The following is a 24,534-nucleotide window of genomic DNA, read 5'->3' as shown; positions in this document are numbered from 1 at the left end:
AGTGTGCTTTTCAGTACACCCCAACATTCAGTATAGAACCATCCTTAAGAAGCGGAGGACTTGAGGCGGATGAATAGGAAAAGCGGGTCCGGTTCAGGGCCATTTTTGATGGAAATGCTGGTAGTGGTAGGTTTTTTCATTATCTGCGCCAGTATCTGTATCATGGTATTTGTCAAGTCGGACAATATCAGCAGGGAAGCCAGGGACATCAACCAGGCAGTGCTTATGGCCCAGAGCCTGACCGAGGAGCTGAAGGCCGGTGTGGATCCCCAGTGGAGCCAGCAGCTGCCGGACCGCAATATATGGCAGCACCTGGCGGAAGCGGACGGTGAAAATGAAGAATACGCTGAATGGAACAGGGAACTGGTGGAAAGCAGCGGTTATGAGGGAATGCACGCCATTTACTGGGACAGCAGCTGGAAGGTAACAGAACCCAACCTCAACACGCCGTACCTGGGAATTATATACCAGGGCACGGTGGACGGCATGAGAAGGACCGATGTACTGGTCCTGCGTTACGGCAGGGGGGATGACAAGGGGGAGCTTCTCTACCGTCTGCAGACAGAGAGTTATGAGGCGCGGTAAGTATGATTATCATGTACAGGAGAGAGATGGCAGATGGATGGAAAAAGTTCCAGGAATAAAGTGAGTATAGGGGCCTCATCGCTGATACTGATATTCATTGTGTTGTGTATGGCCACCTTTGGCCTGCTTTCCCTGAGCAGCGCCCAGGGGGATTTAAAGCTTGCAAGGCGCAATGCGGACGCGGTAAAGGGGTATTATGAGGCTGACAATAAAGGGCAGCAATGGCTGAAAGGCGTGGATGAGGTCCTCAAGGAAGAGATGGGCAAAGGACAGGATTCCACCCAGTGCAGCCTGGAGATAAAAGACAGGCTGGGAGACCTCTATGACAGGGAAACCGGCCTTATATCCACGGATATACCCATGGACAGGGGCCAATCCCTTCGTATCGAACTGGTGCTGATGTGCGGGGAAAAGAGGTATGAGGTAAAATCCTGGTACGTATATAACAGCGAGGAGTATGAAATCGATACATCGATGCCGGTCTGGGGCGGGCAGGTCCCTGCAGAGGGGTAATCCCATGGCTTTCAATGAAGGGACCGGACTCTGTGGGATATGCGGTTTTTTGGAGCACATGCATGCAGAATGGAATAAAGGAGCATAGATTTATGAATGTTATGGAATTACTTACATCGGCAGTGGAAAAGGATGCGGCGGACATTTTCCTGATTCCCGGCATGCCTTTTTCCTATAAGATTGGGGGCCGGATCATCTATCAGGGAGATGACAGGATCATGCCTGACGAGATGAATGAGATGATTAAACAGATTTATGAACTGGCCAAGAACCGGAGCATGGAAAAGGTGCAGAGCCATGGGGATGATGATTTTTCCTTTGCCATTCCAGGCGTATCCAGGTTCCGTGCCAGCGTATTCCGCCAGAGGGGGTCCCTGGCCGGCATCATCAGGGTGGTACGGTTTGAACTTCCGGATGCCGGACAGCTTCATCTGCCAAAGAGCATTATCGATGTGTCCAGGCTGACCAAGGGAATGGTGCTTGTGACAGGACCTGCGGGCAGCGGGAAAAGTACCACCCTTGCGTGTATCATAGATGAAATCAACCGGACAAGGAATGCCCATGTCATTACCCTGGAAGATCCCATTGAGTATCTTCACAGGCATAAGATGAGTGTTGTTACCCAAAGGGAGATCGTAACGGATACGGACAGTTATGTAAGCGGCCTCAGGGCATCCTTAAGGCAGGCACCGGACGTGATCCTTTTAGGTGAGATGAGGGATTATGAGACCATCAGCATTGCCATGACAGCGGCTGAAACCGGTCACCTGATCCTGTCCACCCTGCACACGGTGGGCGCGGCCAATACCATTGACCGTGTCATTGACGCGTTCCCCCCAAACCAGCAGCAGCAGATACGGACCCAGCTGGCCATGGTGCTGGACGCGGTCATTTCACAGCAGCTGATACCCACATTGGACGGAGGCGTGCAGCCTGCGTTTGAAATCATGTTCCTGAACAATGCAATCCGCAACATGATACGTGAGTCCAAAATCCATCAGATTGACGGCATCATCGCCACTTCCCAGGAGGAAGGCATGGTATCCATGGACAACAGCCTGATCCGGCTTTACCGGGACGGCGTCATATCCCGTGAGAATGCAGTGGCTTACAGCAGCAACAGTGAGCTGATGGAAAAGAAGCTGTCCAGGTAACAGCAGGGATTCACGGGCAGGTTCCGGGCTGATGTACCAGATTGACGTATCAGGCTGATGTACCAGACTGACGTATCAGGCTGATGCGCCGGGCTGATGTACCAGGCTCACGTGTCTGACTGATGTGCCGGGCCGGCTGATTCGTGGAATAAGGATAAGCCTTTCCAGATATACTATATCCAGAGCATGTCTGGAACATACATTCTGTCATGTACATGGCAGAGGAAGCAGATATCCGGGGAAAGGAGTCTTAAATGAAAGTTGATAAACGGAAAGTAGTAATTGTGGGAACAGGAATGGTAGGCATGAGTTATGCATACAGCCTGCTCAACCAGTCTGTGTGCGATGAAATGGTGCTGATAGATGTGAATAAGAAGAGGGCGGAGGGGGAGGCAATGGATTTAAACCACGGCCTTGCTTTCGCCAATGCCAGCATGACCATATATGCCGGTGAGTACGGGGACTGTTCGGATGCGGATATTGTGGTGATTTGCGCAGGTGTGGCCCAGAAGCCGGGAGAGACCAGGCTGAATCTGCTTAAGCGGAATGCGGAGGTGTTCCGTTCCATCATAGACCCTGTGACATCATCTGGCTTTAACGGAATTTTCCTGGTTGCGACCAATCCGGTGGACATCATGACAAGGATAACATGCACCCTTTCCGGTTTTAATCCAAGGCGCGTGCTGGGCAGCGGAACCGCCCTGGACACAGCCAGACTGCGTTACCTTCTGGGGGATTACCTGAAAGCGGACCCAAGGAATGTCCACGCCTATGTCATGGGCGAGCACGGGGACAGTGAGTTTGTGCCGTGGAGCCAGGCCCTGCTGGCCACCAAACCCATACTGGAACTCTGCAATGAGTCCGGGGATGAGGCATGCAGGGGAAGGTTTGAGGAGATAGAAGAAGAGGTGCGCACCGCTGCCTATAAGATAATTGAAGCCAAGAACGCCACCTATTATGGAATTGGGATGGCCCTGACCAGGATTACAAAAGCAATCCTTGGGGATGAACACAGCGTGCTTACCGTGTCAGCCATGCTCAGGGGGGAATATGGACAGCGGGACGTATATGTGGGCGTGCCCTGCATCATCAACCAGAACGGGATCCAGCGCGTGCTTCCGTTGTCCCTGACAGAGGATGAGCTGGATAAGCTGGGCAGGTCCTGTGATACGCTGAGGGAGAGCTTTGACGGAATCTTTTGAGGATAAGGGTGGTGAAGCGGAGGAATGTCCGGGTCCCGGGCTGACTGAAGCGTGGGTGTAATAAGACATGGGAGTTGACAAGGCTTGGGAGTCAATAAGACATGGGACCTGATCAGGTCATAAATGAGAGGAGCCGGTACGATGGGGGACAACGTACCGGCTTGGTATGGAAAATCTATATCAAAAGGAGTGTTTCCTCGTTTATGACTACAGTATACAGGACGTTTGTGACCAAAGTTTGAGCAGACTATAAATTAAATGTGAAATACTTTACGGTTTTATTGTTATCAGCCGCATAAATTCTGTCGGTATTCCGGAGTGGGAATCTGGCGGACCTTGTGAAAGGGACCGGAAGGATTGGCTTAGATCCCGCAGGGATTTTGGTTCCTGCAATCCACATCCAATTAACAGGATATCCACATATTTATCCACATTATCCACCGGAAGTACAAGATATTTGGTGTTGATATTGTGTTTATCTATATCTGGTAGGATCAAAAATGTGGATAAGTATAAAAAAGATATGTATATTAATCCTGTTTCTGGGGCATACTATCCCATATATCACGTAATTAAGAGGTAGTATGCTATGAATGACAATAAGGATAAAGTTCTTTTTTATATAAAAGAATTTACAAAGAGACATGGGTACACACCCACAACATATCAGGTATCAAATGAATTATATATGCCCCAGGATAAGGTTTCCTCCATTGTGGAAGCCCTGAAGGCAGAAGGCGCCATACAGATCCACAGGCCGCTGACCTGATTATCCCTTCTTATATGGCAGTAATGCAGCAGCATGGTTTGAGTCCGCTTTAAGTTAATTAAGTTTAATAAAAACTTTTTGAAATTTATTGTTGACAAATTTCTCCCCTCATGATAATATATACAAGGTTCGCGTGAGCGGAACGAAATAAAAGCTGCTGTGGCTCAGTCGGTAGAGCGTCGCATTGGTAGTGCGGAGGTCACGGGTCCGATTCCCGTCAGCAGCTCGGTAAATCCCTTGATGATTCAAGGGATTTTTTGTTGTCCGGACATGGATCTTGCCGCCATCTGATTTATTTTCCTGTACTTTATTTTATTTCTTATACCTCGGGTGCTGCAGTGCAATCCGTGCCGTCCCAATGTCTGGCCGGCTGTCCGGGCAGGAGTATCAGGCAGGAATATCAGGCAGGAGTATCAGGCAGGAATATCAAGTAGGACTACCAGGGAAGAATGTCAGGGAGGGGCATTTAAATTGTCCGTAATTACTAGAAAATTTCTCATAATTACAAAATAAGTCAAAAATAATCGGAAATAGAAAAATAATATCCGTGGTAATCTCTTCCGTTTTTGGCCTATTTATGATAAGATGGATATTGTACGTAAAATATAATCTATTTGTGTGTCGGTTTATAGGAAACAGTGCCGGTTACATGGCTGTATCATATATGGAGGGGATTATGGGAAAACAGGTGGATGGTTGCGTTGGGAAGTCAGATATCTTAATGAATACTGGCTTCCGTTTTTTGTTTGGGCAGGGGGAGCAATGATGTCAGACTGGATACTTGGCCTGGGGGCGTTTGTAATGTTTTTTATATATGACTGGAACCGGGTGTTTGTAAAAAAAAGGTGGATGAATCCATTGTTTGCAATGGGAAATGTGTGCCTGGCCCTGGTGGCTGTCCGGCTGATCCTTGAGGCATTATCCCTCCTTTTTGGGGAAGCAGGGACAGGCCTGGCCCTGGTATTATGGCTGTGTCTGGCCGCCGTGTGCCTGGCAGGCCTTATCTATACCCTATATTTTGCCCTTCCCTTTGACAGCACCTATTGCAGGGAGGCTGACCGGCATAAGGCGTGCAGGACCGGAATATACGGCTGGTGCCGCCATCCGGGTATCTGGTGGTTTTTCGGCTGTTTTTTCTGTCTTGGAATGTCGGCAGGGGCAGGGGAACGCATGGTGCTCTGCCTTGTTTTGTCATTTCTTAATCTGTTGTATGCCTGGTATCAGGACCGGTATATTTTTGTGAAGGAATTTTCTGATTATGAGGATTATCGGAGGTCTGTGCCATTTTTGTTACCGAAAATGAAAAAGGGGCGGTGAGTTTATGACATTTGAGGAAAAGCTTGTGAATCAGGAATATGACAGGATATGGCAGGAATACTGCGGGTTCCTGGACCTGGATATGGATTCCTATATGAAGATACAGAAAAGACTGCTGGCGGAGCAGATGCGTCTCTGGTGCAGCAGTCCCATTGGAAAAAAGATTTTAAGGGGCAGGAACCCGGGAACCGTTGAGGAGTTCCGTTCCATGGTGCCCCTTACCACCTATGATGACTATGCGGACGTGCTTCTCCTGAAAAAGGAAGATATGCTGCCGGACAAGCCCATTATATGGATCCAGACAACATGGGAGGGCGGGAAACATCCTATTAAAGTGGCGCCCTATACCAGGGGCATGCTTGAAACGTTTAAGAATAATATCATAACCTGTCTGATGATGGCCACCAGCAAAGGGAGGGGGAGTTTTGATATTGACATCGGCGATACGTTCCTCTATGGCCTGGCGCCATTGCCTTATATCACAGGCCTGATTCCCCTGGGTCTGTCCGACCAGTTCCATATGGAGTTCCTTCCGCCTGTAAAAGAGGCAGTGGACATGACCTTTTCCGAGCGCAATAAACGCGGCTTTAAGATGGGGCTGGGTAAAGGGATTGATTTCTTTTTTGGAATGGGAAGTGTTGCATACTATGTGAGTATGAGTGTTGCAAGTCTTTCCGGGAGCGGCAGGAAGGGAGGATCCAGCCTTAAGAAGCTGTTTTCCATGTCCCCGTCCATGGCCCTTAAGTATATCAGGGCCAAAAGACAGTGCCGGAAAGAGGATCGTACCCTGATGCCAAAGGATCTTTTTAAACTCAAGGGCTTTTTGTGCGCCGGCACGGATAACCGGTGTTACAAGGATGACCTGGAGGAACTGTGGGGCGTAAGGCCGGTGGAGGTGTTTGCGGGCACGGAGCCAAGCTTCGTGGGCACGGAGACATGGAACCGCAACGGTCTGTACTTTTTCCCGGACGCATGCTTTTATGAATTCATTCCGGAAGAGGAAATGTACCGCAATATGGATGACCCGTCTTATGTGCCAAGGACGGTCTGCATGGATGAGGTGGTTCCGGGAGAAGTCTATGAACTTGTGCCTACCGTGCTGAGGGGCGGCGCCTTTGCCAGGTACCGGGTGGGGGATATGTACCGGTGCCTGGGGCTTGCCAGCAAGGACGACGAGACAAGGATCCCACGGTTTGAGTATATAGACCGGGTGCCGGATATCATTGATATTGCCGGATTTACCAGGATATCAGAAAATTCTATCCAGAACGTCATCGGCCTATCCGGCCTGGAGGTGGAGGGCTGGGTGGCGCTTAAGGAGTTTACGGCTGATAAGGGACGTCCTTTTCTGCATATGTACGTGGAAATGTCCCCGGGTTCAGTGGTGAACCGGGCGGTCAGCAGGGAACTGCTGAAGGAGCATCTTACCATTTATTTTAAGTATGTGGACCAGGATTACCATGATTTAAAACGTATCCTGGGCATGGACCCACTGGAGGTTACCATATTAAGGTGCGGAACATTTAAGGGATATAAGGACAAGACAGGAAAAAGGCTGCGGCATATTAACCCATCCATACACGATGTGCAGGATCTGGTAAAGATGCAGGAGCTGTTTGACAGGCAGAGGAGATACTGATTGTATGAGAAGCTATGTTTTTATTTCCATTACAGCACTATATTTCTATATGTTCCTCATGCTGGCCTTCATGTCGGCTAAAAAGTCGAGGCTGGTCAGGGATTTTATTGCTGTATTGGGTGCTATGATTTTATGGACGGGCGGCTCGCTTCTCATGAGGCTTATGGCGTGGCCATCCTACCAGGTTTGGTTTCATGTCTCGCTGGCAGGAATCTGCCTGGTACCATATGCGTTTTTTTGCTTTATCAGGGACTTTTGCGGACATTCGGCCAAAGGGTCCCACCGGATATGGCTGGTACTGATTGTGCTGGTCAATCTGTATAACATGACCACCAGCAACCTGCTGGGGGCGCCGGCCATTACGGGAATCGGGGACAAGGCATTTTTTGTTTACCATATGACCTGGCGTGTGACGGCCATGTATGGACTGTGTTTTCTTGTCATCATCCACTCCGCGGTGATTATCTTTGGCAGCAGGAAGAACCGGGCGGTCTGTTCAAAAGTGGTTCCACTGCTGTCCGGAATCCTGCTTCTGTTTGCAGGCAACATGGCGGTGCCGGTTTTTAAGGGGTTCCCCATCGATATCCTGGCAGGCGCGGTCAATGCCGGGGTCATGTTCTATACACTGTATTCCAAGCATGTGTTTAAGATGACGCTTCTGGTCTCCAGGGGAAACTGCTATATCATTGCCATGGGCATCAGCGCGCTGGCATTTTATAATATAGCCCAGACACTGGAGTATCTGATACGGACCAGCGTTCCCATGCTGTCATCCTTCAGCGTCATGATTGTGGCTACCCTGACCATGATTGTGACCCTGGTCATCTATAAGCTGGCAAAATGCTTTTTTGACAAGCTGTTCATACGTGAGGAAGTAAGCCAGACCGAGCGTCTGAGCGAATACACACTGCTGGTGTCCCAGTCCCTGCGTCTGAACGAGATCCTTCAGGGGCTGGTAAGCGTTATTACAGATACGGTGCATACAAAAAAGATATATATCTGCATCAAGGATGACCAGGGCAATTACCCTGCGGTTTTCAGCAGCAGCCCCCTGGATGATAAAAATTTCATGATGGATGGGGACGCGCCGTTGATCCACTGGCTGAAGGCCCACGATTCCTGCCTGACCCTTCGCGACTTCAGGCGGACCGTGGATTACAAATCCATGTGGGAAGAGGAAAAACGGCAGCTGGAAACGCTTAAGATAGAATGCCTCCTGCCTTTAAAGGATGGGGATGACCTGGCCGGGCTTGTGATGCTGGGCGGCAGGGAACACAAAGGGAAGCTGCGTTCCGGGTATTCGGAGGAAGATATCATCTTCCTCAATTCCATAGAGTCGGTAAGTTCTATTGCGGTGAAGAACTCAAGGCTATATGAAAAGGCTTATGAGGAGGCAAGGACAGATGAGCTGACCGGTCTGTTAAACCGTAAGTATTTTTATGGGATGCTGGAGGATGCATATGAAAAATGCAGCCGTACCTCCCTTGCCCTGGCCATTTTCAATGTGGATGATTTTAAGCTGTATAACCAGCTCTACGGCAACCAGGAAGGGGACCAGGCCCTGATACATATTGCCCGCATCATCCAGGGCACGGTGGGGGATAATGGCTATTGCGCAAGGTACAGCGGCAAGGAGTTTGCCGTCATCTTGCCGGAATATGATATCTATTCCGCCCAGAACCTGGCAGAGAACATCTCACGGCAGATACAGAACATGAACCGTGACAGTTCCGAGACATATCTGAAGCCCCTGACTGTCAGCTGCGGTATCTGCGCCATTCCTTACGCGGCGGCGTCCATCCAGGAACTGGTATCCAATGCGGACTGTGCCGTGTACCATGTAAAGCGCTCCGGCAAGAACGGGATCCGTGTATATTCAGACGGAATCATAGGCATACGGGAAACAGATGAGGGACTGGCTAAAAAGCACAAGAGCATGTATTCAGAATACGCTCCCACCATCTATGCCCTGACAGCTGCCATTGACGCCAAGGACCATTATACATTCCAGCATTCCAAGAATGTGGCATATTACGCAGAGGCCATTGGAAGGGCCCTCCACACCAGCGAGGAATACAGGGAAATACTTAAGGAATCGGCGCTGCTCCATGACATCGGCAAGATTGGGATTCCTGAGAACATACTGAACAAGACAGGAAAGCTTACGGCAGAGGAATATGAAATCATGAAGCGCCACGTGGAAGCGTCTGTGGAAATCATCCGCCACCTTCCCTCCATGGACTATGTCATCCCGGCCGTCATCGGCCATCATGAGCGTTATGACGGAAAGGGCTATCCCCGCCGTATTGGGGGGAAGGACATCCCTCTGGCAGCCAGGATACTCTGCATTGCAGATTCCTTTGACGCCATGGTTTCAAAGCGCAGCTATAAGTCCAGCATGTCCGTGGAGTTTGCCATCAATGAACTGGAAAAAGGCGCCGGAACCCAGTTTGACCCGGAGATGGTGCCCTTATTCGTGGAGCTGGTTGCATCCGGCGCAGTGATGCCGGTACTGGATGAGGGCGGTGTGAATGAGGACAACGGGAATGAGGACATTGGGAAGGCTGGTCCATGATGAAAGGGGAAATGCTTGAAATTCCAGGATGTCTGTGGTATCATGCAGACAGAAGAAATACCAGCCGTATAGGGCGGGGGCAGTTCATACCATATGGGTATTGAAGTCAGCCACAGGATATCTGTGGTTTGAACTGAAAAAGTAAGCCTATACACACATCCTTTGTGTGCATGGGCTTTTTTCTTTGCACGGTGTTGGAAACGCATTCCTTTAAAATGACTTCAGGAGGTAAATAAAATGGCTGAAATCCTAATTACATCCGGCCTTGCATTTGCAGGCACCAATATGGATGATATACTCATCCTTATGATACTATTTGCAGCGGCGGGAAGCAGGAAAGAAAGGCTTTGTATTACAGCCGGGCAGTATCTGGGGATGGGGCTTCTGACCCTGATTAGTATTGCGGGGGCTTACGGGGCGCGTATCCTGCCTCAGGGGTATATCAGGTTTCTGGGGATATTGCCCATATTCCTGGGGATAAAGGCCTGGACAGGGTATCGGAAGATACAGGGATGGGGCGGGTGCGGAATGGAAGGATCCGGCGTTATGGGCGTCATGATGCTTACCGCGGCCAATGGCGCGGATAACCTGGGCGTATATATACCTGTTTTCAGCCAATACTCCATATGGGAACAGCTGGAGGCGGCCGTTGTGTTTGGATGTATGACAGCTGTCTGGTGCCTGGCAGGAGTTAAGCTGGCTGGCTGCACTCCGGTCAAAGAATGTATACGGAAAAGCGGGCATATCCTGATCCCGGCCGTTCTGGTCTGCCTGGGAATCGGGATTCTTATGGGTGGACCCTAAAATACGATCAGAATACCATCTGCACCAGCACCATATAACAAACCGTGCCCAGGGCAATGCTTGCCAGTGTATTTCCCTTCCAGAGATGGAGCACCACCACCGCGGCCACGGAGATAAGTTCGGGCAGTCCGTAAGGATATGCCAGGGGAGTGATTCCCTTCAGGCAGTATACCACCAGCACAGCCATGATGGCAGCAGGAAGTATGGTTCCCAGATAGCGGACCAGACGGGGGACTTCTTTTTTCCCTCCGAACAAAAGGAAGGGGAGCCAGCGGGTAATCTGGGTGCACAGGGCGCAGACCAGGATTGTGGACAGCACATAGGCTGGATCTGTCAATGTATGGGTCAGAGTATGGATCATGGGTTATTATCCTCCATCTTTTGTTCCACGGTCCTGCGAAGGAACAGCAGGATGGCTACGGTGGCTGCCAGGGCAGGCAGGATGAAATTGGATGTGCGGATGAGCATCAGGAACAGGGCGCCGCAGATGAATCCGGTCATGGCCGGGATATGGGTCCTTGCCGCCTTCCACTGGTCCACACAGATGACCACGAACAGGGCGGTCATGGCAAAATCAATGCCCGTGGTGTCAAACTTAATCAGTTCCCCCATAAGCGCGCCCAGTACGGAGCCAAGGACCCAGTAACACTGGTCAAACAGGGAGACAAAGAAGGTGGCCTGCTTCCATTCCCTGTCCGTAAAATCCGCCGGGCGGGCCATGGAGCAGAGTAGGGAGTATGTCTCGTCCGTCAGGGAGAAGACCATATATGGGTACGCCTTTTTCATTTCCTTAAATCGTTCAATGAAGGTCAGGCCGTAAAATGCATGGCGGCTGTTGATGAACAGGGTCATGACAGCGGTGGTGATGTAACTCAGGCCGCCGGTGAGGATGCCTACCAGGGCAAACTGCATGGAGCCCGCGTAGACAAGGGCGCTGATGAGAAAGGCCCATAGGACGCCAAGCCCGGATTTCTGAAGCAGGAGGCCGAAGGCAATCCCCAAAAAAATATACCCCAGGAAGATAGGGATAGTCTTGACTAAGGCAAACTTTGCTGTTTTTTTCATGATATGTAAAATCTCCTTATAAATGTACACATTTTAGCACATTAATATAGTATAGCAGACACAAGGGAAGATTTCCACTATAAAATGTATTTTCCCCTTTCATACACCAGATAAATATGTTATTATTTATTATACTTGATTTTAAAAGTAACAATAACGGAGGAACAATTATGGCAGAGAAAGACACCGTAATGGAAACAGAGGAAAAGGAGGTAATCTCCAAGAATTTTATTGAGCAGGAGATTGACAAGGACCTGGCAGAAGGCGTGTACAGCCATGTCCAGACCCGTTTCCCGCCGGAACCAAACGGTTATTTACACATCGGGCACGCCAAGTCCATATTACTCAACTACGGTCTGGCACAGAAGTACGGTGGAAAGTTCAACCTGCGTTTTGACGATACAAACCCCACAAAAGAGAAGACGGAATTCGTGGAATCCATTATGGCGGATGTGAAGTGGCTGGGCGCTGATTTTGAGGACAGGCTGTTTTTTGCCTCCGATTATTTCGAACAGATGTATGAGTGCGCCGTACTCCTGATTAAGAAAGGGAAGGCATTTGTCTGTGACCTGACCGCGGAGCAGATCAGGGAATACAGGGGCGACTTTACCACTCCCGGCAAGGAAAGCCCATACAGGAACAGGAGCGTTGAAGAGAACCTGAAGCTGTTTGAGGAGATGAAGGACGGCAGGTACCAGGATGGGGAAAAGGTCCTGCGCGCCAAGATTGACATGGCTTCCCCCAACATCAACATGAGGGATCCTGTCATCTACCGTGTGGCCCGCATGTCCCATCACAACACCGGGGACAGGTGGTGCATTTATCCCATGTATGATTTCGCCCATCCGATTGAGGATGCCATTGAGCATATCACCCACTCCATCTGCACCCTGGAGTTTGAGGACCACAGGCCCCTTTATGACTGGGTGGTAAAGGAGTGCGGGTTTGAGAATCCGCCCCGCCAGATTGAATTTGCCAAGCTCTACCTGACCAATGTGGTCACGGGCAAGCGCTATATTAAGAAACTGGTGGAGGACAAAATCGTGGATGGCTGGGAAGACCCGCGCCTGGTGTCCATTGCGGCCCTGCGCAGAAGGGGATATACCCCTGAGGCCATCAAGATGTTCGTGGAACTGGTAGGCGTTTCCAAGGCCAACAGCTCCGTGGATTATGCCATGTTAGAGTACTGTATCCGTGAGGATTTAAAGCTCAAGAAACCGCGTATGATGGCTGTGCTCAATCCGGTCAAGCTGGTGATTGACAACTATCCGGAGGGACAGACAGAGATGCTGGACGTTCCCAACAATCTGGAGAATCCGGAGCTGGGGGACAGGAAGGTGCCCTTTGGCCGTGAACTCTATATTGAGAGGGATGACTTCATGGAGGAGCCGCCCAAGAAGTATTTCCGCATGTTCCCTGGCAATGAAGTGCGTCTCATGGGCGCTTACTTTGTTAGATGTACTGGCTGTGAGAAGGATGCGGATGGCAATGTGACCGTTGTCCACGGGACTTATGACCCGGAGACAAAGAGCGGTTCCGGCTTTGAGGGACGTAAGGTAAAAGGCACTATCCACTGGGTCAACATACCTACGGCAAGACAGGTGGAATGCCGCCTTTATGAGAATATCGTGGATGAGGAAAAGGGCAAACTGAATGAGGACGGAAGCCTGAACCTGAATCCCAACTCCCTGACTGTTTTACATGAATGTTATGTGGAACCCGCCCTGGCAGAGGGCAGGGCTTTGGACAGCTATCAGTTTGTGCGCAACGGTTTCTTCTGCGTGGACTGTAAGGACAGCACGCCCGAGCATCCTGTGTTCAACCGGATTGTATCACTTAAAAGTTCCTTTAAGCTGCCAAAGTAAGGTCAGGGCGTGCCAATCCCCTATATGGACGGATTGGCTGGATCATGACCGTGATATCATGGCTGCCGTGCCTTTTATTGGGTATGGCGGCCATTTTATATTGGGTATGGCAGCCATTCTGTATTGGAAATCCGGGATCTGCTTTTTACGGAATCTGCTTTTCATGCAGTACAGTGAAATGTACAGTGAAATGCACAGGAAATGCATCCCACATTGACAGCGGCATTTGATTCTGGTATGATGAACCGGACTGAATTATTGCATAATAACAATGCCAGTTTGCGGCAGAAAGGCGGTATCATGGAGCTGATCGTACCATTTGACAGCCAGTCCGGCAGTCCGCTTTACGAACAGATTTATCAGTATATCAAGGACGAGATACGCGGCAAAAGGCTGGGGGCGGGAAGCAGGCTGCCATCCACCAGGATCCTGGCACAGAACCTGAAGGTAAGCAGGAGCACCACACAGATGGCGTATGACCAGCTGGTATCGGAAGGTTATATAGAGGCCCTGCCCTACAGGGGATATTATGTCTCAAAGATAGATGAGCTGGTGGAGGTCCGTCACAAGACAGCCGGTTCCTTTGTGCTGGAAAAGAATCAGGATGAACATAGGTTTGAGGTGGATTTCTCACCAAGGGGCATTGATTTGGAGAGTTTCCCCTTTAATACATGGCGCAAGCTGAGCCGCAACACCCTGGTGGATGACAATAAGGAAATGTTCTCGACCGGAAATCCCCAGGGAGAGCTGTCCCTGCGGACTGCGGTGGGGGAATATCTCCACTCGGCCAGGGGGGTGGACTGCAGCCCGGACCAGATCCTTATCGGCGCCGGAAGCGAGTACCTGCTGATGCTGCTGGCCCAGATACTTGGGACCGATATGGGGATAGCCATGGAGAACCCTACCTACAAACAGGCCTACCGTGTGCTGAAGGGGGAGGGATATCATGTGGTTCCTGTGGGCATGGACCGTTATGGCATGGATGTGGAGCGTCTGCAGGCCAGCGGGGCAATGATTGCCTATGTGATGCCGTCCCATCAGTATCCCACTGGAATCGTCATGCCGGTGAAACGGCGCCAGGAACTGCTGGCCTGGGCTTACAGCGGTCAGGGCAGGTACCTGATTGAGGATGATTATGACAGCGAATTCCGGTACAAGGGCAAGCCCATTCCGGCCCTGCAGGGCATGGACCGGGGAGGCCGGGTGATTTATATGGGGACATTTTCAAAATCCATTGCGCCTGCTATCCGTGTGGGATTCATGGTGCTTCCGGAGCATCTCGTGAAGGTGTACAGGGAAAAGGCTGGTTTTTATGCGTCCACGGTGTCCAGGATTGACCAGAATATCCTTTATCAGTTCATCACCCAGGGCCATTATGAACGCCATTTAAACCGTATGAGGGCCGTATACAAGGCAAAGCATGATGTGCTGTTAAACGGCCTTCGTAAGCTGGAGGACCGGTTTGTCATACGCGGGGAATACGCAGGACTTCATGTACTTTTGACCTGCCGCTGGGGAGGCAGTGAGCAACAGCTGACAGAACAGGCCGCTGCAGCCCGCGTAAAGGTCTATGGCATGTCGGACTGCTTCATCCATTCCGAGCAGAACATTTATCCGTCCACGGTCATGCTGGGATATGCGAAACTGAGCGAAGCTGAGATTGAAAAGGGCGCCAGGCTGTTGGATCAGGCCTGGTCCTGAACCTGTGATGAAAGGAATGAGGATAGAGTGAAGGACAGGAAATACAGTGTCATGGACAGAACGGCGGCAGCGGCATTTGCCATCGTGCTGGGAATCAGCGGTATCTGGGGACTTAAGGAACAGGAAAATGCCCCGGGGAAAAACAGGGCGGCCATGGTCCGGGAAGCAGCGGACCCGGCGGACATGGCAGCGGACAGCGCAGAGGAAAGCGGGGCAGAGCAAAATGCAGCCGGCAGGGCTTCCCGTGAATCCGCGGCCGTGGTCCTGGATGAAAAGCAGATGGAAACCGTGTCAGACATCATGGCTGCGCTTGAAAAGGGAAACCTTAAGGAGGCTGCCTCCGTGATGGAATGTGAGGCGGATATGCTGGCAGATATGTTCTATACTGCCATGGACGGCGTGCGTTACCTTTTTGACGGCAGTTCCTTCCAGGCTGACATAGATGGCAGGGGGATGGTGTTTACCAAGGCGGGCACCGTGTACTACGGTACATTTAAAGCCGGGAAGCCGGAAGGACAGTGCACGGCCCTGCAGGTAGTGGATCTGGACGCGCCCCGGTATGATTATTCCCAGGGAATCTGGAAAGACGGCAGGATGGAGGGCAAAGGCCATACGGGTTACTGCTATTTTGAGAGAAGCCCGGAAGGGGAGGCAAGGGATATCTGCAAGACAGGAACATTCTCCCAGGACCTTATGGAAGGTGATGTGGTCTATACCAGTATGAATGAGGAGGACCAGGTTTCCACCTGGAAACTGAGGGTGGAGCATGGCATTGCAATCATGGATGACAGGTGGGATTATGTGGAATCCACTGGGGAATACCAGCTGCTGTCTGAGGACAATGATAACCATGCATACGTGGTTGAGGAGGACCAGGCCGCCATGCCCATGTGGGTGAACCTGCTTATATGGGAGGAGTAGCATGGCCCCATGCGGGTCATACCAGCGGACCTTACCAGCGGACCATGGCAGGGATTACCATAAAAAACCTCCGGGCAGATGCTTATGCATCCCCGGAGGTTCATTCCTTCTGAACATATGGTCCGAAAAACGTACGGTTAACAGCTTAATCCAGTGTGTCTTCCTCAATGGTAGCGGTAGGTTCCTGGGGCGTATGCAGGGAACTGCCTTCCTGCCCGGACACCTCCTCCTCATCCATCAGGTCGTCACTGTAGTCTGCCGGATAATGATGGGAGACATAGGAAGGACTGCTGTCTCCGTCCATGCGGCCGTAGTCATACAGGTCGTCCTCGTCCACATAATCATCATCCAGGAAGCCCTCGTCCTCAAACAGGTCGGAATCATCCTCCTTTTTCTGGGCACGCTCATCCATGAAATCATCCTTCTTGGTCTTCATGGTGTGGAGGGCGATGTGGGCGGTATCCACGGCCGCGGAGGCAACCTCATGGGCTGTGTCTGAAAGCAGGCTTCCGGCATCCTTCAATACATTCTTAGTGGCATGGGCCATATCCTTGGCAGCCACCTTCAGTTCATCCTTACTGGAAGTAAGGGAAATATAATTGCGGTCCAGCTTGCGGGAATCAATGGTGCGGTCTTCCTCTCCGTCCGGTCTGTCCTCGTCGCCGCTGTCCTCAAATTCGCGGAAATCCTTTTCCAGTTCTTTGTGGTATGTCTTATACTGGAGTACATAAGAAACGCCGGCAGCAACAGCGCCTGTGACAGCCGCGAATGCTACGAACTTACCCCAACCTTTCTTAGCCATGCAAAAACCCCCTTCTTACCTTTTAGTAGTGATTACGCATAAAACGCATAAAAGTACGATACAATTCATAGTATTCCTTATTGTTACTATTGTAATACGAATGGAAAAAAAAAGAAACATGAATTTGTAAAAAAAAAATAAAATTAAAAGAAATTAGCACTCAAGTCTTGACAGTGCTAACAACTGGTGATATAACTTATCATGTGAGCAAAATAAAGATGCTTAGAAAGATAACACAAGAAAGAAAAAGCAGAACAGTTTGTAAGGAGGAATTCAATTATGAAGTTGGTACCATTGTTTGACAAGGTAGTATTAAAGCAGTTAGTGGCAGAAGAAACCACAAAGTCCGGTATTGTCCTTCCAGGTGCGGCAAAGGAAAAACCACAGCAGGCAGAGGTTATTGCAGTTGGTCCTGGCGGCGTTGTGGACGGCAAGGAGATCACCATGCAGGTTAAGGCCGGCGACAAGGTTATCTACTCCAAGTACTCAGGCACCGAAGTGGAAGTAGAAGATGAGAAGTATGTGATTGTTAAGCAGAGCGATATCCTGGCTGTAGTTGAATAATTGAAACCATTTTACAAAATAATGAATAGAACATAATTTGGAGGTTGATCATCATGGCAAAGCAGATTAAGTATGGAGTAGAAGCCCGCAAGGCCCTGGAAGCAGGTGTGAACCAGTTAGCAGATACAGTACGTGTGACATTAGGACCCAAAGGACGCAACGTTGTCCTGGATAAGTCCTTCGGCGCTCCGTTAATCACCAACGACGGTGTTACCATTGCAAAAGAGATTGAACTGCAGGATTCATACGAGAATATGGGCGCACAGTTAATTAAGGAGGTTGCTTCCAAGACCAACGACGTGGCTGGTGACGGCACCACAACCGCAACCGTCCTGGCACAGGCAATGGTAAATGAAGGTATGAAGAACCTGGCAGCCGGCGCTAACCCAATCGTTTTAAGAAAGGGTATGAAGAAAGCCACGGACGCAGCAGTTGACGCCATCAAGGCTATGAGCAAACCAATCAACGGCAAGGCTCAGATTGCAAGAGTTGCAGCTATCTCCGCATCCGATGATGAGGTTGGCACAATGGTAGCAGACGCCATGGAGAAGGTTTCCAAGGACGGCGTCATCACCATTGAGGAATCCAAGACAATGATGACAGAGCTTGACCTGGTTGAAGGCATGCAGTTCGACAGAGGTTACCTGTCCGCATATATGTGCACTGATATGGATAAGATGGAAGCAAACCTGGACGATCCGTATGTGCTGATTACCGACAAGAAGATTTCCAACATCCAGGAGTTACTGCCTCTGTTAGAGCAGGTTGTTAAGATGGGTGCAAGACTGCTCATCATCGCTGAGGATGTGGAAGGCGAAGCACTGACAACCCTGATTGTCAACAAGTTAAGAGGAACCTTTAACGTAGTTGCCGTCAAGGCTCCCGGCTATGGCGACAGAAGGAAGGAAATGCTGCAGGATATCGCTATCCTAACAGGCGGCACCGTTATCTCTGAGGAAGTTGGTCTGGACTTAAAGGATGCAACCATGGATCAGTTAGGCCGTGCAAAATCCGTTAAGGTCCAGAAGGAAAATACCATCATTGTAGACGGTATGGGCGATAAGGATACCATCGCTGCAAGGGTTGCCCAGATCCGCAAGCAGATTGAGGAAACCACCTCTGATTTTGACAGGGAGAAATTACAGGAGCGTCTGGCTAAGCTGGCCGGCGGCGTGGCTGTCATCCGTGTAGGCGCTGCTACCGAGACAGAGATGAAGGAAGCTAAGCTTCGTATGGAAGACGCCCTGAACGCTACAAGGGCAGCTGTTGAGGAAGGCATCATCGCAGGCGGCGGTTCCGCATACGTACACGCTGCAGCTGATGTGCAGAAGATTGTTGACAGCCTGGAAGGCGATGAGAAGACTGGCGCCAAGATTATCTTAAAGGCACTGGAATCCCCACTGTTCCACATTGTTGCAAACGCAGGACTGGAAGGTTCCGTAATCGTGAACAAGGTTAAGGAGTCCAAGGTAGGAAGCGGATTTGACGCATACAAGGAAGAGTTTGTTGACATGATTGAAGCAGGGATCCTGGATCCTGTTAAGGTAACAAGAAGCGCACTGCAGAACGCAACCAGCGTTGCTTCCACCCTGCTGACAACCGAGTCCGTTGTTGCAAATATCAAGGAGCCGGCTCCGGCAATGCCGCCAGCACCTGACATGGGCGGAATGTACTAATCCGCAGCATGATATAACCACACACAGCCTGGAAGGTTGGGATGAACCCAACTGTTCCAGGCTGTTTTCATGTCCGGGGTATTAAAAGTCCGGGGTCCTTTGACGGGACAGCTACACAAACATCCCTGCCACGCAGGTAAATGCAAAACAGATGACGATACCGCACACAGTAGGCACCAGGAAGGATACAAGGGTCCATTTAAAACTGCCGGATTCCTTGCGTATGGTGAGAAGGGTGGTGGTACAGGGCCAGTGCATCAGGGAAAACAGCATGGTGCTGACAGCGGTAATCCAGGTCCATCCATTGTTCACAAGAAGTTCCTTTAACTGGGCCAGGCTGTCAAACTCCAGGATACTGCCCTGGGCCATGTAAGCCATGATGATGATGGGTATGACGATTTCATTGGCAGGAAGCCCCAGTATAAAGGCCATGAGTATGACCCCGTCCATGCCCAGCAGCCTGGCAAATGGGTCCAGGAAGCCGGAACAGTGGGCCAGCAGCGTAAGACCGCCCACCTGTACGTTTGCCATGACCCAGATAAGAAGTCCGGCCGGGGCAGCCACCACAATGGCCCTTCCCAGCACGAACAGGGTACGGTCAAAGATGGAGCGGACAATGACCTTCCCAATCTGGGGACGGCGGTAAGGCGGCAGCTCCAGGGTAAAGGAAGAGGGTATGCCCTTTAATACGGTCATGGACAGGAACTTGGACGCAGCAAAGGTCATGAACACACCCAGCACAATGAAGACCGTTAAAAGCAGTGCGGACAAAAAGGAATCAAAGGCGCCTCCGGAAACACCCACAAAAAACATGGTGATGATGGCAATCAGGGTGGGGAACCTTCCGTTGCAGGGCACGAAGTTATTGGTAATCATGGCAATCAGCCGCTCCCTTGGGGAGTCGATGATGCGGCAGCCCACGATGCCGGCTGCATTGCATCCAAAGCCCATGCACATGGTAAGGGCCTGTTTGCCGCAGGCATGGCAGCTTTTAAATGGTTTATCCAGGTTGTAGGCAATCCTGGGAAGGTATCCGGAATCCTCCAGCAGGGTGAACAGGGGGAAGAAGATGGCCATGGGCGGCAGCATCACAGATACAACCCATGCCAATACGCGGTAGACACCCAGGATAAGGATGCCGTGGAGCCAATCCGGCGCGCCCATGGCCATGAATCCCCTGGTCAGCTGGTCCTGGAGCCTGAAGAAGGCGTCCGCCAGCATCTGGGAAGGATAGTTGGCCCCGGTGATGGTCAGCCAGAACACCACGGCCAGCATTCCAATCATCACAGGATAACCTGTGAAACGGCTGGTCAGTATCTTATCCAGGCGCCGGTCCCCTTCATTGTATTCACTTTGATTAAAATGTACGGTATCCCGGCATATTTTTTCTGCAGAAGCCACCAGCGCAGCCACCACCCGGTCCCCCATGATTTCCCTGGTGACACCGTATTTGGACAGGTGTTCCCTGGCTTCATCCAGGGCCTGTGTCAGTTCCGGTATGTCAAGTATATCTTCTCCCAGATAGGCCTTCAGTTCCTTCATAAGGGAAGGGTCGCTGTCAAGAAGCTTAAGTGTCAGCCACCTGGAATTGATTTTTCCCTCCACCCTGGCTTTTACCAAGGGTTCTGCCATGGCAATGGCCTGCTCAATGATGGGGGAATACTGAACCTGGTAGGGATGAAGGTCCTTCTTATCATCCACCAATGCGTCCAGCTGCTTAAGGAACTGCTCCAGGCTTTTCTTTTTCCTGGCAATGGTGCCCACAACCGGTACCCCCAGCTTTTCAGAGAGCATTTCCAGGTCAATGGAAATGTTTTTGCGCGCAGCTTCATCCAGAAGGTTGACGCATACCAGCACATGGTCTGATATCTCCATGGTCTGCAGTACCAGGTTCATATTGCGTTCCAGGCAGGTGGCGTCACAGACCACCACCACACTGTCGCTGCCCCCAAAACAGATAAAATTGCGGGCAACCTCCTCCTCGGCAGAGTGGGCCATGAGGGAATAGGTGCCTGGTATATCCACCAGCACGTATCCGTGATTCCTGGTTTTACAAAAGCCCTGGGCATTGGTCACGGTTTTTCCGGGCCAGTTGCCGGTATGCTGGTTCATGCCGGTCAGGTTATTAAAGAGGGTGCTTTTTCCTACATTGGGGTTACCTGCTATGGCAATGACCTTATCTTCGGGTGTCTGTTTTTTTATCTCCAATCCGGAATCGACAGCTCCCATTCCTACTGATTGTTTTGTCAGCCCCATTTTAATACTCCTTTTAAATATTTTTAGATTTATATTTAAGAACCATCATTCTTGGATCATTATTTTTGGATTATCAAACTTGAATTTTCATCGTTAAGCATCATTCATGAATCAGGATACCCCTGCAGTCCTCGGAACGTATGGCGATGACAGCGCCCCGTATCAGGTAGGCGCATGGGTCGCCAAGAGGGCTCTGGCCCAGACATTCCACTTCCGTGTCCTCAACCAGGCCGATATCCAAAAGGCGTCTGCGGATGCTGCCGCAGGCAGTCAGTTCTTTCACGTGTGCCCGCTGTCCGGGCTTTATATCATTCAGACAATGATTTTCTTTCATAATTACAATACCTCGCAATAGATTTAGGATAGGGAAACATTTTCTTACTCTTATAATATTGCAGGAGGTATGCTTTGGTTACTGGTATGGGTGGAAATCATGAAAAAAACAGATCTGCCATGGATAATGAAGGGTTCTATACCATGAAAGGATATGAGCGGGCAAATGTGGATGAGCTGACGTCTTCCATGGAAGATTATCTGGAAATGGTCTGCCGCATGGAAGCGGAGGGATATCCGGTGCGGGTAAGCCTTCTGGCCGCCAACCTGCATGTGCGCCCTTCCTCCGCATCCAAGATGTTGGATAACCTGAAGGCAGCGGGCTATATTGATTTTAGGAAATACGGCGCCGTCATGGTTACGGACAAGGGGCATGCGCAGGGACGGTATCTGCTGCACAGGCACCGGGTGCTGCAGGAATTCTTCTGCGCCCTGAACCATACGGACAGTGAACTGGAACAGGTGGAGAAGATTGAGCATTATATCAACCGGAGGACCGTGGAGAATATGGAGCGGATGCTGCCTTTCCTTAAAAGCCTGTAAGGTATGACTGGAAATATGGGGCAAACTATTGTATAATGGGAAATATGCAAATCAGAACATTTACCACATGATAAAAGGAGAGACCATGATGAACGATGATAATTACGTAGAGTGGCTTGTGAAAAGGAAAGACCCGGCCTATGCCATTCCCCTTAAGATATTGATGATTGTCCTGTGTGTCCTTGCAGCCTTCCTGGCCATGCAGACCATATTTGGGATCATATTCCTCCTGGCAGCGGCGGCAGGTACTTATTTTGTTTTCCTGAACATGAGCGTGGAATATGAATACCTGTTTGCAGAAGGCGGGCTCAGCGTGGACCGCATCCTGGGCAAGGCCAGGAGGAAGCGGGTATTTGACTGTGACAAAGAGGATGTGCAGGTGGTGGCTCCGGCTGATTCCTTTGTGTTAAAGGATTATGAGCGTCAGGGCGCCAGGATAAAGGATTTTTCATCCGGCAGGAAGGAAGCCAAGGTATATGCACTTATGTACCAGAAGGGGGCAGACAGCTTCAAGGTCCTGATTGAGCCCAATGAGAAGATGATTGGCGCCATGAGGAGGACATTTCCCAGAAAGCTTGTGATGTAGCCGGATTGGGAACCACGGCATGATATGATAAGGAGAAAGGGGCAGCCGGACCTGGGGGATATGGGGATTCCCTCCAGGAACAGCTGCCCCTTTCTGGACGGTTCCAGGCAAGTGCCCAGTTTTTTTGGCCTCCTGCCCGGATGGTTTAAAATTCTTTCTTCCTGTAAATGGAAATGCTTATAAAATAGGATCCTGCAAAAACCAGCAGTGACAGACCCAGCAGCAGTATGGCGAAATTGGACAGGAGGTCCGGGCTCATGGCCTTAAGCCTGCCGCCCCGGGCCATGGCGATACCTGCAAAGAAGATGGCTGCAAACAGCACGCTGGGGATGTAACGGCCCTTTTCAGCGCCAAGCCACAGGGAACAGGGAAGGGCCAGGGCTGTGTAGATTAGCGATATGGCCGTACCTGTCAGAAGGGTTGTATACATTGCATACAGAAACTCCGCATCGATTCCCCCGGTACGGATCAGCCAGGCAAGGCCTGTCAGGGGAAAGGATATGGCGGCCGCGGCCATAAGCATCAGTATGGAAACGATGTATTTTTCCTGGACCATGGCGGTCCTTGAAAGGGGCATGCTCAGCGCATAGGTATCCCACTTCACCTGTCTGTCATAGGAAGAAAGGGTGAAGGTAAACATTGCGCTTACCATCATGGACAGGGATATGAGCAGCAGTCCGCCATCCTTTTGCGGAAGGAAGACAAGACCCCATATGACAATGATGAATAACAGGCTCTTGACGTTCTGTCCTAAACAATAAAGATCTTTTAATAGTAATCCTTTCATCGCATCTGCCCCCTTACATAAAACAGCATGATTTCCTCAATATTGGTGCGGTCCATGACCAGGGCTGGATAGCGCTCCATTACTTCCCGGCTGCTGCGCACCAGGCACTCTGACTGGTATGCGCTTTGGCGGACGCCCACGATGGTAATCCCGCCGCGGCTTTCCAGTTCTTTAAGGCTTTGAAGTTCCTCCTGGCTGCATTTGATGATTCCCATGTCCTCGATTAAGGCATCTTTTTCTTCTGAAAACAGGATGGAACCGTTGTGGATCATGGTGATATAGTCGGCCACCTTATCCAGGTCACTGGTGATGTGGGAGGAAATCAGCACGGAATGCTCGCCGTCCTCAATGAATCCAAATAATATATCCAGGATTTCATCCCTGACAACCGGGTCCAGGCCGCTGGTTGCCTCATCCAGGATCAGCAGACTGGGATGGTGGCTCAAAGCAGCCGCAATGGACAGCTTCATCTGCATTCCCTTGGAATAATCCTTTATCTTCTTCTTCCCGGGCAGGGCAAAACGGCCCATGTAATCCAGGAACAGTTCCTGGTCCCAGTTTCTGTAAATCCTGCCCAGCATATGGGATACCTGTATCCCGTCCAGGAATTCATGGAAATGACTTTCGCCCCACACAACCCCAATCTGTTCCTTGATACGCTGCTGGTCCGTGTCCAGGTCCAGGCCCAGTATCTCAACCCCGCCGCTGTCACGCCGGACAATATCCAGCATGGCCTTAAGGGTGGTGGATTTGCCGGCCCCGTTTTCCCCTATCAGCCCCATGATGGCTCCCTTTGGAAGTAAGATGTCAACATCCTTCAGGGAAAAATCCTTGTAGGCTTTAGAAAGCCCTCTTATGTTCACTGCGTACTCCATGG

Annotated in this window: 23 protein-coding genes and 1 tRNA gene; 17 read left to right on the top strand and 7 right to left on the bottom strand. The window is 50.6% G+C overall.

Annotated elements, in window-relative coordinates; all coding sequences use genetic code 11:
• Positions 1-69: 69 nt before the first annotated feature.
• The 10 genes from DWX59_RS26095 (at position 70) to DWX59_RS26050 (ending at position 10,558) form a co-directional block, all read left to right on the top strand.
• On the top strand, positions 70-585 hold the full coding sequence (locus DWX59_RS26095) for a type II secretion system protein (RefSeq protein ID WP_117563077.1): 516 nt from the start codon (positions 70-72) through the stop codon (positions 583-585).
• Between the two features lie 33 nt (positions 586-618).
• Positions 619-1,098: a hypothetical protein gene (locus tag DWX59_RS26090; protein ID WP_117563076.1), complete on the top strand. Its 480-nt coding sequence runs from the start codon at positions 619-621 to the stop codon at positions 1,096-1,098.
• Positions 1,099-1,190: 92 nt separating this feature from the next.
• Positions 1,191-2,252, top strand: coding sequence for a type IV pilus twitching motility protein PilT (locus tag DWX59_RS26085; protein WP_117563075.1), 1,062 nt, complete (start codon positions 1,191-1,193; stop codon positions 2,250-2,252).
• A 254-nt stretch (positions 2,253-2,506) separates the two neighbouring features.
• Positions 2,507-3,454 (top strand): L-lactate dehydrogenase, encoded by a 948-nt coding sequence (locus DWX59_RS26080; RefSeq protein WP_117563074.1) that lies wholly within the window; start codon positions 2,507-2,509, stop codon positions 3,452-3,454.
• A gap of 589 nt (positions 3,455-4,043) precedes the next feature.
• Positions 4,044-4,223, top strand: a complete 180-nt coding sequence (locus DWX59_RS26075) for a LexA family transcriptional regulator (protein WP_117563073.1) — start codon at positions 4,044-4,046, stop codon at positions 4,221-4,223.
• Between the two features lie 153 nt (positions 4,224-4,376).
• A tRNA-Thr gene (locus tag DWX59_RS26070) sits at positions 4,377-4,449 on the top strand.
• 539 nt (positions 4,450-4,988) lie between these two features.
• Complete coding sequence (locus tag DWX59_RS26065; RefSeq protein ID WP_117563072.1) at positions 4,989-5,540, top strand: hypothetical protein; 552 nt, start codon at positions 4,989-4,991, stop codon at positions 5,538-5,540.
• A 4-nt stretch (positions 5,541-5,544) separates the two neighbouring features.
• Positions 5,545-7,179 carry a GH3 domain-containing protein gene (locus DWX59_RS26060; protein ID WP_117563071.1) on the top strand — a complete coding sequence of 545 codons (1,635 nt, stop codon included), beginning with the start codon at positions 5,545-5,547 and terminating at the stop codon, positions 7,177-7,179.
• 4 nt (positions 7,180-7,183) lie between these two features.
• Positions 7,184-9,754 (top strand): histidine kinase N-terminal 7TM domain-containing diguanylate cyclase/phosphohydrolase, encoded by a 2,571-nt coding sequence (locus DWX59_RS26055; RefSeq protein ID WP_117563070.1) that lies wholly within the window; start codon positions 7,184-7,186, stop codon positions 9,752-9,754.
• A 237-nt stretch (positions 9,755-9,991) separates the two neighbouring features.
• Positions 9,992-10,558, top strand: coding sequence for a cadmium resistance transporter (locus tag DWX59_RS26050; RefSeq protein WP_117563069.1), 567 nt, complete (start codon positions 9,992-9,994; stop codon positions 10,556-10,558).
• A gap of 7 nt (positions 10,559-10,565) precedes the next feature.
• On the opposite strand, the gene DWX59_RS26045 is transcribed toward DWX59_RS26050, so the two are convergent.
• Together DWX59_RS26045 and DWX59_RS26040 are read right to left on the bottom strand one after the other, a co-directional pair.
• Positions 10,566-10,895, bottom strand: a complete 330-nt coding sequence (locus tag DWX59_RS26045) for a branched-chain amino acid transporter permease (protein ID WP_117563083.1) — start codon at positions 10,893-10,895, stop codon at positions 10,566-10,568.
• A gap of 20 nt (positions 10,896-10,915) precedes the next feature.
• On the bottom strand, positions 10,916-11,623 hold the full coding sequence (locus DWX59_RS26040) for an AzlC family ABC transporter permease (RefSeq protein ID WP_117563068.1): 708 nt from the start codon (positions 11,621-11,623) through the stop codon (positions 10,916-10,918).
• Positions 11,624-11,793: 170 nt separating this feature from the next.
• Between DWX59_RS26040 and DWX59_RS26035 the strand changes: the two genes are divergently transcribed.
• The 3 genes from DWX59_RS26035 (at position 11,794) to DWX59_RS26020 (ending at position 16,110) form a co-directional block, all read left to right on the top strand.
• Positions 11,794-13,488: a glutamine--tRNA ligase/YqeY domain fusion protein gene (locus DWX59_RS26035; protein ID WP_117563067.1), complete on the top strand. Its 1,695-nt coding sequence runs from the start codon at positions 11,794-11,796 to the stop codon at positions 13,486-13,488.
• Between the two features lie 300 nt (positions 13,489-13,788).
• Complete coding sequence (pdxR, locus tag DWX59_RS26025) at positions 13,789-15,189, top strand: MocR-like pyridoxine biosynthesis transcription factor PdxR (RefSeq protein ID WP_117563082.1); 1,401 nt, start codon at positions 13,789-13,791, stop codon at positions 15,187-15,189.
• A 27-nt stretch (positions 15,190-15,216) separates the two neighbouring features.
• Complete coding sequence (locus DWX59_RS26020) at positions 15,217-16,110, top strand: MORN repeat-containing protein (protein WP_235845196.1); 894 nt, start codon at positions 15,217-15,219, stop codon at positions 16,108-16,110.
• 145 nt (positions 16,111-16,255) lie between these two features.
• On the opposite strand, the gene DWX59_RS26015 is transcribed toward DWX59_RS26020, so the two are convergent.
• Positions 16,256-16,912: a hypothetical protein gene (locus DWX59_RS26015; protein WP_117563064.1), complete on the bottom strand. Its 657-nt coding sequence runs from the start codon at positions 16,910-16,912 to the stop codon at positions 16,256-16,258.
• 279 nt (positions 16,913-17,191) lie between these two features.
• On the opposite strand from DWX59_RS26015, the gene DWX59_RS26010 reads away from it, so the two are divergent.
• Positions 17,192-17,476: a co-chaperone GroES gene (locus DWX59_RS26010; protein WP_008721713.1), complete on the top strand. Its 285-nt coding sequence runs from the start codon at positions 17,192-17,194 to the stop codon at positions 17,474-17,476.
• A 53-nt stretch (positions 17,477-17,529) separates the two neighbouring features.
• Positions 17,530-19,152 carry a chaperonin GroEL gene (gene groL / locus DWX59_RS26005; RefSeq protein WP_117563063.1) on the top strand — a complete coding sequence of 541 codons (1,623 nt, stop codon included), beginning with the start codon at positions 17,530-17,532 and terminating at the stop codon, positions 19,150-19,152.
• 111 nt (positions 19,153-19,263) lie between these two features.
• Here the strand turns inward: groL and feoB are convergent, their stop codons facing one another.
• Complete coding sequence (gene feoB, locus DWX59_RS26000; RefSeq protein WP_117563062.1) at positions 19,264-21,408, bottom strand: ferrous iron transport protein B; 2,145 nt, start codon at positions 21,406-21,408, stop codon at positions 19,264-19,266.
• 100 nt (positions 21,409-21,508) lie between these two features.
• Complete coding sequence (locus tag DWX59_RS25995; protein WP_117563061.1) at positions 21,509-21,742, bottom strand: FeoA family protein; 234 nt, start codon at positions 21,740-21,742, stop codon at positions 21,509-21,511.
• A gap of 119 nt (positions 21,743-21,861) precedes the next feature.
• On the opposite strand from DWX59_RS25995, the gene DWX59_RS25990 reads away from it, so the two are divergent.
• Positions 21,862-22,284: a metal-dependent transcriptional regulator gene (locus DWX59_RS25990; protein WP_235845195.1), complete on the top strand. Its 423-nt coding sequence runs from the start codon at positions 21,862-21,864 to the stop codon at positions 22,282-22,284.
• An 88-nt stretch (positions 22,285-22,372) separates the two neighbouring features.
• Positions 22,373-22,870, top strand: coding sequence for a DUF6106 family protein (locus DWX59_RS25985; RefSeq protein ID WP_117563060.1), 498 nt, complete (start codon positions 22,373-22,375; stop codon positions 22,868-22,870).
• A 145-nt stretch (positions 22,871-23,015) separates the two neighbouring features.
• Here the strand turns inward: DWX59_RS25985 and DWX59_RS25980 are convergent, their stop codons facing one another.
• Both DWX59_RS25980 and DWX59_RS25975 read right to left on the bottom strand, forming a co-directional pair.
• Positions 23,016-23,657, bottom strand: coding sequence for an ABC-2 transporter permease (locus tag DWX59_RS25980; protein ID WP_117563059.1), 642 nt, complete (start codon positions 23,655-23,657; stop codon positions 23,016-23,018).
• Positions 23,654-24,532: an ABC transporter ATP-binding protein gene (locus DWX59_RS25975; protein ID WP_117563080.1), complete on the bottom strand. Its 879-nt coding sequence runs from the start codon at positions 24,530-24,532 to the stop codon at positions 23,654-23,656. The genes DWX59_RS25980 and DWX59_RS25975 overlap by 4 nt, the downstream gene beginning before the upstream one ends.
• Between the last annotated feature and the right edge of the window lie 2 nt (positions 24,533-24,534).

This window comes from Enterocloster aldenensis (genome assembly GCF_003434055.1).
GTDB lineage: Bacteria > Bacillota > Clostridia > Lachnospirales > Lachnospiraceae > Enterocloster > Enterocloster aldenensis.
The sequence above is the reverse complement of the archived record's forward strand: the minus strand, read 5'-3'. Positions and strand labels throughout refer to the sequence as shown.